Annotated in this window: 5 protein-coding genes and 1 pseudogene; 1 reads left to right on the top strand and 5 read right to left on the bottom strand. The window is 40.1% G+C overall.

Annotated elements, in window-relative coordinates:
• Positions 1 to 135: 135 nt before the first annotated feature.
• A pseudogene (locus DXA54_RS22295) lies at positions 136 to 309 on the top strand (transposase); the annotation flags it as partial.
• 3 nt (positions 310 to 312) lie between these two features.
• Here DXA54_RS22295 and DXA54_RS22290 read toward each other — a convergent pair.
• The 5 genes from DXA54_RS22290 to DXA54_RS22270 are packed head-to-tail and all read right to left on the bottom strand — an operon-like array spanning position 313 to position 9778.
• Positions 313 to 2505 (bottom strand): hypothetical protein, encoded by a 2193-nt coding sequence (locus DXA54_RS22290; protein WP_004311265.1) that lies wholly within the window; start codon positions 2503 to 2505, stop codon positions 313 to 315.
• A gap of 2 nt (positions 2506 to 2507) precedes the next feature.
• Positions 2508 to 4709, bottom strand: a complete 2202-nt coding sequence (locus DXA54_RS22285; protein WP_004311266.1) for a HEAT repeat domain-containing protein — start codon at positions 4707 to 4709, stop codon at positions 2508 to 2510.
• A gap of 6 nt (positions 4710 to 4715) precedes the next feature.
• Positions 4716 to 6890: a HEAT repeat domain-containing protein gene (locus DXA54_RS22280; RefSeq protein WP_005651733.1), complete on the bottom strand. Its 2175-nt coding sequence runs from the start codon at positions 6888 to 6890 to the stop codon at positions 4716 to 4718.
• Between the two features lie 30 nt (positions 6891 to 6920).
• A complete protein-coding gene (locus DXA54_RS22275; protein ID WP_008768947.1) occupies positions 6921 to 8483 on the bottom strand; it encodes a DUF6850 family outer membrane beta-barrel protein in 1563 nt (520 codons plus the stop codon).
• Positions 8484 to 8506: 23 nt separating this feature from the next.
• A complete protein-coding gene (locus DXA54_RS22270) occupies positions 8507 to 9778 on the bottom strand; it encodes a DUF4876 domain-containing protein (protein WP_004312956.1) in 1272 nt (423 codons plus the stop codon).
• Between the last annotated feature and the right edge of the window lie 10 nt (positions 9779 to 9788).

Raw genomic sequence — 9788 nt, 5'->3', positions numbered from 1 at the left:
GTTGTATATAAAGGTTTAATACCTGTAGTTGGCCGAATACTTACGATTGGTGTCTGGAACTGGTTGAGGAGTTATACTATAGACATTTACTGAATGTCCCTGTATAGTGTCGATAATATTAAAGAAAAACTTGTTATCTCCCTATATGCCAAAGGAATGAGCGTGTCAGACATAGAAGAGGAGATGCGTGAAATCTATGAGATAGAACTGTCCACATCAGCTATTTCCATCATCACGAACAAAGTCAACCAGGCTGCTCAGGAATGGCAGAACCGCCCTTTGGATCCGGTCTATCTCATCGTTTGGATGATTCTACCTATTTTGACTTTTCAGCCTATTAATTGTTTTGGTAACTTCGTTCATTAGCTTTTGATTGGAAGTTCTAAATGTGTTAAGTTCTTTGATTATATCTGCTTTATTATAGTATAAATTATACCAGCCTAATGTTTCAGCAGCCAATATGCGAAGTTCTTCTTCTTGGCTTTCATTTTTTATAATGTTCAGTAATGGCTCAATAGCTTTAGCAATAGGTTTATTTCGGAACCTACTTATTTCGCTTTGTATCTGTTTGGTAGTACTTTCCGGACTGTCAATAAGTGCAAAATCTCTTTCAAGTCCTTTCTTTTGGCGAGGAAGGTATTCTAACAATTCATTCACATAGGAAGAATCGTAGAAAGACCAATCGGCAGCCTGTTTCTTCAATTCATTCAAAGCCATATCATGGTCGAACGTGTTGATAGCACTAAAAATTCTGAAACGATGGCGGTTTTCATGTCCGCGTAATAAATAGCTTTCTATCCATGCCGGCAACAATTCCGGATTGCAATTCTTTTCAACGTATTCCACCGCATAACGACGGATCAGTTCATAACTGTCGTTCATGGCTGTCTGCAATACATCGGCAACCTCTGTCGGATAGTTCAAAGCTAATAGGCGTAATGCTTCCAACCGCACAACGAAATAGTTCGATTCGTGGTAACTTTTCTTCAGCAACTCAACGAGACCACTATAATTTGCCATTGACAATTGACGGAGCGCCATTGCCTGCATGTCAGCCATAGGGGAATTCAGCTGTTTTTTCCAGAATGTAACATTTCCTTCCTGCGCAACTAAAGCTTGGTTGATGTCCATATCCAGCCCGGCATTATTGGTGAAGTGAAAAGTCGGGTCACCGATCAGATGATTTTCCAAGAAGCAGGTAAAACGAGTGAACTGCCCGATGCGCATACCGGCAGCTAACAAGCCGAGAAATTCATCCGGCCATTTATCTTGAATGGTGTTAACCGTACATCCCATAGTAGCAATGGTCTTACCCTTATTGAATATATAAGAGCCTACAATGTTGTCATCCAAATGGAAAGAACCGTTGAAACAAGCATCGAACAATATAAAACGCGCATTAGGAGTCAAAAGACGAATATCTTCAGTATAGATATCCATATTACGGTTTACAATGGAATCCGATTTTATTTTCTCCTCATCGAAAGCTTCCGCACACCAACTTTCAGGCACCCCATACTGCTTGGCATATTCTTTGATAGCAGCTTCACGCCCATGTTTCTTGGCGTATGAAGGCACTTTGCTTCGCAAGAATATTTTGGCATTCTCAATACTCAAATTAATACCGGAACCATTTTCATAGCCATTGATATACTGCATGGTGGGGCCACCGTGGTGATGGAATAGCATGACATCTAATCCTTCGCGCTGAATCTCGTTCAAGTATAATGGTTTCATCGGATAGCGCATGTTAAAATCATAGAACTTCACTGTATTACCCGATTTGAATATTTGCGGCAATTGCTCACGTAAGGCTATTTGCTCACCGCTCCATGCCAAAGGATCTTCAGAATTGTAACCATGGCCACGGGCCATAGTCAGTTGGTCAAATGCATTTTGCTTTGCTTTTTCGGCAACTGCCTTTTTTAAGTAATCGCGTAGCATCTGATAACGGTTCTCACCTTCTAAATGTAATGGACGGATACGGGCCGAATAAATATCCGGTGAAATATACTGTTTAGAATCAGCACGCAATGTCATATAATGATAGTCAGGTATCAAACTGTCTTGTTTAATATAATCAAATTTTAATCCGAAGTCATCATAATAACGGTCGGAAGGAACGCTTGATTTCTGCCAATTGGCTTTGGGAGACCTTTTGAAAGCCGAAGATAGATGATGTGCATCACGAATCATTGGAATAGGGATGTCACCTATAAATACGCAACCCTCCAAAGGCGTTTTCTCATTCTCATGCAATTTGACAAGTTGCTCACGAATAGGTTCGGGCCTTTTCCAATCATCAATTAGCAAGTAAGTACCTAAACCTTCTTTTTCTATACTGGTACGATAAGCATCAATTTCACTTTTCGCTTCATCATAACTTTTCTGATCGACTACAATTGCAAAAGTAGTCTTTGTTTTTATACTAGGATGTACAACTGTTTGCGCCTGCATATCCTGTAAGCACAAAGCGGTAATTGCCAAAAGGATGTATTTATTCATATTTATAAACTTAATCTTTTGATTGTCTGTTCAAGCTCTGCTTTTAAATCTTCCGGAAGATTGGCTGTTTGTTGCATCTTCTTTATTTCTTCAAGAATGTGTGGCCGTTGTACAGAATTAGTAAACCAACCTAATGCTTCGGCCATTACTACACGTACTTCCTGTGGATTACCGGCATCACGAATTACATTCAAATAATCATCCACGTGGAAATGGAATGTATAGTTACGCACATTGCGGATTGCACTGATACGTTTTGCTTCCGGTGCAGCTACATCCATCAAGGTCTGATGGACTTTTGCCTCTTGTACAAACATTCTTTCCAGGCTTCTTAGTAATCGTTTTTTCTCTTCGTTTTCATTCAAACGGTCAACTTTTGCATAAAAGTCTTCTATTGTCTTTTCTACTTTCTCTTTCGGATAAAGGCTTAAAGCCTTGTTGGCACTCATTTGTACGCGTAAGCGTTCATTATGTTCGACCAATGCTTCCACAATAGCGGGCAATAAGGAATCGTCACCTACAAATCCAGCATAAATGGCACTTTGGCGAGCTACCATTTCATAAGTATCGTTCAAACCTTCGCGTAATGCTTCGATGAAGTTGTCGTCCTGATAACGGCTCAACAACTTGATAGCTTCCATACGAACCGTATTGAAGCCACTTTCCCGGTACTTCTTCAGGAGCAACGGAGATAATTCCTTTTGGGTATCGGCGTCAGCCAGCATACGCATGGCCAAACTTTGTACATCAGCGTATGGGCTGTTTAACAAATTCTTCCAATAGGCTTTGTCATCTTTGTGTATTGTTATATCGGTACTTAAAGTATTGGCTTCGATAGGAGCAAAACGGAAAGTGGGATCACCAAACAAATGACCTTCAAGTGATACGATTAGCTTATTGTATTGCCCGGCTCGTACACCATGGGACAACAAACCAATCATTTCAATAGTCCAGCGGTCTTGCAATACGTTACGGGTATTTCCTTGTGCTACTAATGTCTGACCGTCATTAAAGATATATTGTCCTGCTATATAGTCGTTTTCGTGAAAAGAACCGTTGTAGCACGCATCAAACATTATCATCTTCGGATTAGTGGAAAGATTTCTCTTCATTAAATCTTCCGTTACGATACGTTCATCAGCGTAGTGAAGAGAGTCTGCTTCCCAGAACTTAGGATTGTCCAGGTCTTTAAAAAACACCTCATTCACTTGTCGTTTTTCCTGCATCTGAATACGTAAGGTGTCTTTGTCACGTTTTCCAACATGGGACATGACTGCATTATAAAGTGTACTCTTCAACATTTTATAACGATTATTGAAATCAGTGCATGCCAATTCATCATTAATAAGCTGCCCTGTTGGCATTCCATGTTCATGAAACATAAATAAGTCAAGGTCCTTTCGTTGCAATTCGCTGAATAACTTATATTTCATAGGGTGTTTCATTCGGAAGTTCCAATGTTTGAATCCCATTTGACGACCAAAAGCTAATGGAAAGTTCTCCATATAAGCTTTTTCGTCATCCATCCATACAATCAGGCAATCGGAATTGTAAGAAGCACCATTGAATGAGAATACCCGATCTAATTGATTATGCTTATCTGCCTTGGCAGCAGCAGCTTTCTTCAGATATGAGGCAATGGCCGCATATTTATCCCCTTCCTTTTTTTCCGGATACTTGATACGAGCTGAATAGAAAGTAGGATTTAGCCGCTGGGGACTGTCTTCTGTCAATTTGTAGTAGAAATGCTGATGATTTACTGAGTCTTGCCTGATGAACTCAAACTTTAAGTTCAGATCATCATAAAAGCGGTCGGTAGGTACGGAAGACTGATCCCAAGGAAAGGCTTTCTCATTCATTTTGAATGCAGTAGTCATGTGTTGCGCATTACGTACCAATGCGACAGGCACATCGCCGATTAAAACCAGACCTTCCAATGAAGGGCATTCTTGATATGTTTTGATGATTATCTGTTTGACTTGATCTGGATTTTGCCAGTCACCGCTGATCAGATAAGTTGCCAAACCATCATCTTCAACCGCAGTTTTGTACTGATGCATGGCATCTTTGGTATTTGCATAAGTTTGGTTATCTGTTATGATAGCAAAAGCGGTAGGTTGTTTGACCAATGGCTTTATGACTGTTGTTTGTGCATTTCCTGCCAATGGCAAAAGAAATGCCAGATATATTATTTTTTTAATCATGGCCAATTAATTTTTAAGTCTGTAATATGTACGGTCGGCTTCTTCACGAAGGTTCTCGGATAAGCTCTTATCTTTTCTCAGTTGATCGCATACCCGAAGGATGTCAGGCTTCCGATAAGAATGAGTGAACCAAGCAAAAGCCTCCAATAAACAGGTTTTTAGCTTTTCACTTTCACTGGAGTCGGTAAGTAAAGCCAAGAGGCCGTCTACACAGGCATGTGCCATATGATTTTTCAGAGAATTGCAATAAAGGATGCGCCAACGTTCGGAAGTTTCTTTGCTTAATAACTCTTTTTGCATGCTACGACTATTATTGGCATTCTCCAAAACCTTACGCATCTCCTCCTTGTCTTGCAACACATAGGTCTCAGCCATTACTTTATCAATTGCCGCCTGTACGGCTGCCTGATCAAAGACTTGAAGCCCCAAACTCACATTAAATGCCACACGCTCGGATAGGTTGTCTTCTACATAGGCTTTGATTTGCGGATAAACATACTCGTTCAGTCCCACATGTTGCATCATACGAACAGAGGTGCGACGAATAAATTCATAGGAATCCGTAATGGCCAAGTGTAAGACTTCCCGGAAGTTTTTGTCACTAATCTTCTCAAGCAATGCCAAGCAGGTGAAACGTACCATCATGAACGAGGAAGTTTCAAAAGTTTTTCTTAATAAATCAGAAATACCCGGATAGTCATTGCGATAAAGGTTGTGCAAAGCAAAATTCTGTATGTCGGCATAGGGCGACTGTAATAACTCCAACATGCGGGACTCGCTATATGGTTCTTTGAACAAAGCATTGGCATCTACCTCATTGATAGATTGAAAACGTAGAGTAGGGTCACCGGTAATGTGCGATTCGAGAATATTCGTCAATTTAGCCCATTGCCCCACTCGTGCTCCCATACCTAACAGGCCGAGCATCTCGTTTGCCATTTTATCTTGCAGTACATTGACTGAATTGGCAAAAGTAGTTACGCATTTTCCTTCCGACATGATATAACGTCCGGCAATGTAATCTTTTTCTCGGAAATCACCATTATAGCATGCATCGAAAATTACCATACGGCTATTAGGCTTAAACTCTGTAACTTCCGACAGGATAATACCGGTGCGCAGGTCTAGTAAAGAATCTTCTGCAATTACTTTGGGATCATCATAGCCTGCAATCCAAGTAGTGTCCAAACCGTATGTGTTTTTCATCATATCCAGCATTTCGTCGAAAGACTTTTTGTTGTTTTGCTTTCTACGCGCTAAACCACGATAATAGTACTTCATTGCATCTACATGAGCATTCCACCTATTAGTAGCGGGACTACCGGAAAGATATTGACGTTCGGGCATACCATGCTCATGAAAAATAGACAAGTCCAGATCTGTGCGTTTCAGCATATTAATGACATCGTCCTTGGGATAATCGCTGAAATTATAACGGATGAAACGGGCCCGTCCCTCTTTATCGAATACGCCCGGCATTTGTTCGCGAATAGTAAAGGTTTCCGGTGTCCATGCAGTCAATGAGTTAGAGTAAGAGCCATCACCTGTATAGGAGAAGAATTGGTCTAATTTATTGTTTATCTGGTGCTCAGCCACCACTTTTTTAAAATAGCGGCTGATTTGCGCATGCGGTTCTTCGCCGTTATCAACAGCTTTGACACGTGCAGAATATATGTCACACCGAATTTGCTGTGGAGATTTTATAGCCAAATTATAATAGAAGAAATTATTTTCGACACTGTCCTGTTTCAAAAAATCGAATTGTAGGTCGAAATCATCGTAGAAACGGTCGCTGGGCACTGAAGAATCTCTCCAGTCATTGTTTTTCTCATCCATTTTAAAAGCGGAAGTCATATGCTGGGCTTTGCGGAGCATTGGAATAGGGATATCACCGACAAATACCACTCCTTCCAATTTATCCTTTTTGTAGAGCTTAACAATAACTTTCTTTACATCTTCCGGTTTATTCCATTCATTGTATACGATGAACGTAGGCAACCCTTCCATTCCTAGAATCTCCTGATAGGCTTTAAGCTCGGCTTCACAAGCCTGAAATGTCCCTTTATCTGTAATTACAGCAAAAGAGGTGTCCTTTACTTTCACAGCCGGTTTAACAAATGTCTGTGCCCGCAGAGATAATATGCTGCAGAGCATCAAACTTCCAGTTATTAATTTACGCATGTTTTGTAATATAGATTTCGTTATGTAGCATTAAAAATTACATCCTAAACTTATCGATAAATGAGTACGCCCATCATAATCATAGTCAGAGGTATTTACACGATCGAATACAACTTTTGCAAATAAGTTCATACGTCTGTTTTCTCTGACTTGTTGCGAATACGTTATCGACCCGCCAATACGATAGTAATCACAGGTATAATAATTAGTCAGCCCTTGTTGTAATTCGGTTACAGTTGGATAGTCTGCATGGCTGCCACCATATACATATTCACCTCCCAGATTATTGTTATACGCAACATGAACATCTATTAAAAGCCTGCGATTCAAACTATTGCCTAAAACAAAATTTTTTTTGCCACCTAAGCCTAAAGATAAATTTTCTGCATTCTGTACAGAATTAGGCATTAAATATTCATCGTCTTGCTTGGTATAATTCACATTTAATTCTGCTTTCCAACTATATTCATTCCCGCGGTTTCTGCTTAATGCATAATTAAGAGAAGCGGTTTGTGCCTTGTACGTAGAACGGATGTTATTATATAATTCCACCCAGCCACTTTGTGATTCAGAGTTATCGCGTTGAGAAATATACTGAATACCATCGATGTTACGATTTGTATATGTGGTTCTCATATAATTGGTATAGTCCTTTCCTTCCTGAATCATCGTTAAAGAAACATGAGCAGTTTTATCTTTTACACCGGCTATTTTTTTAGGAGTCGTATAGCTCTGCTGAACAGTTTCCGCTTTTACATCGTAACTGCCCTCAAGCAGTAAATTGAAAGAGGGCATACTGAAGTTGTACTGGAGAGCTCCACCGAAATGGTCTCCAATATAATTGCTGGTTACACCGCTGCCTATTCCTTTTATGGCTGTTCCCAAACCGTATAATATATAATAGTCCTGATCCACATAAGAGTTGACATTACTCATTCTTGAGTCTTCCTTGATAGAACTATACTTGAAACTTGCACCAAACTTGTGTGAATTATTCAACTTGTAAGTAATCCCCGGCGTCAGTCCCAGCGTATAAAAACGGGTATCCACACGCGGGTCGCGCTGTTTGGCAGCTAATGTAGCTACATAATTACCTTCCAACCCCAATGCCCAATGATTACCAAGTAAAGGAGTAGCTGCACGAAACTTCAGATCGTAATATTGATTTCTCCATTTGCTTAAGTGCTGGTCTGCGACATAGTAAGGCATTCCCCTGAATGGATCGGCAATGGAGGCGTTATATCCGGCATCTGTCAGATTTTTTTGTGCAAAATTAAATGCTCCCCACACATATGCATTTTTCAGATTGATAAAGCCTTCACTGGATACACCTACGATAGCCTCTTTCTGCCCCTCTTGCGGACGGCAATAGTTTCCGTCCTGTAAGTCATATCCCAATATAACATTCGAATAATTCTGAATATCATCGAATGGCATACCGGCAGCATTCTGTGAATGAGACCATAGTCGTCTTGTTTTCAATTGTTCCATAGCGGCGGGAGAGAAGCCCTGTGCCGCTCCCACCATACTTACAAGGCAGGCTATCATTACCAGCAGGCAGCTTTTCATATAGTTCATATATTGTTTTTTCATTGTTCTGTCTTTTTAGTTAATTATTACAATGTGTGATTCCATGAAGGCATTTTTGCTCCATTACGACGCATTACAGGAACAACGCCACGTTCAAAGTCATCCGTACTGTTGTTTGTATCCTGATATATATATGTACCTGTTTCTTCGCGAATAATAGGATTACCTTCTTCGTCTGTGGACAATTTGCGAGCAATACCTAAACCGCAATAAGTAGCTCCTACCCAAGTAATACCTGCATCAAGTACACCGGGGACACGTTTTGCATTCATCTTTGACTCATTGTTTACTGCTTCAACAGCATCCAATACATATTTAATAGGTATTTTTGCATAATAAACATTGCTGTTCGGTTTGCTAAGATCTGTTGTCTTCATATTTTCATCGTTGACCGGATCCCAAGCTTCTCCTTCAGGAACACGAAAAATCACATAAGCACCTCCGAATACGGATGTCAAATATTGTGGTATACTTCCCATCTCTGCTTTTCCTTGGTAGAAAACATGTTGCATATCATAAGCTGCCTGGTCAGGGAAGTTTGGATTATTCATATTAAACTCAAACTCAGAACTACTGCCGTCTATAGGACTTTGAGGGTTATAGATGTCCAACTGATGGTTAGCGGCAAATTGAGAAATGATGCAAGATTCACCTGGCGCTAACGGATATTCGGTTCCATTTCCTGGAAATTTCCACACACGTTCTCCATATGCATAATTATTACCGTCCGCTTCCGGCCAAATAGGTAATTTAGTGGTAGCTGTACCCGGAGTTAAATTTGCGAAATAAATACCGTCCAAATACAAAATGTCAGCAGAGTTATTGTATATCTCATAGAACTGGTCTCGGAAATAGACTCCTCCTTTTTCCGGACGGCTACCGCAATAATAAATCTCCTTGAATATTAATGGGCTCACTTTAAGCCCTTGTACTTCAATATTCAATGCGCTACCATGCTTAAATAATGCCGCATTTACAGAATTGCCATTGATGTAGTATTCATTGTTTTCTGTATCGATCGCTGTACCGGATACTGTTACCGAATAAATTCCGGGGATAATTCCGTCAACTTTCACACTATTATCAGTTACTTCTTTTACATAATGTAAATCTTCATCGTAATTGTCGAACTTTACAGTCAGATCTTTCAGTGTGGATATATTTTCAACGGTAATATCCAAATATACATCCACTGTGATAGGATTCACTTCTGCTGTGCCAGACATGTCCCTGAACGAATCGCATCCTATCAAAAGGGTACTTGCCAATGTAAACAAATATATTAAATATTTTTTCATAACTTCCTAA

The sequence above is a fragment of the Bacteroides sp. OF03-11BH genome, from assembly GCF_003604005.1.
In the GTDB taxonomy this organism is placed as follows: Bacteria; Bacteroidota; Bacteroidia; order Bacteroidales; family Bacteroidaceae; genus Bacteroides; species Bacteroides ovatus.
This window is presented reverse-complemented; position numbering and strand designations above follow the sequence as displayed.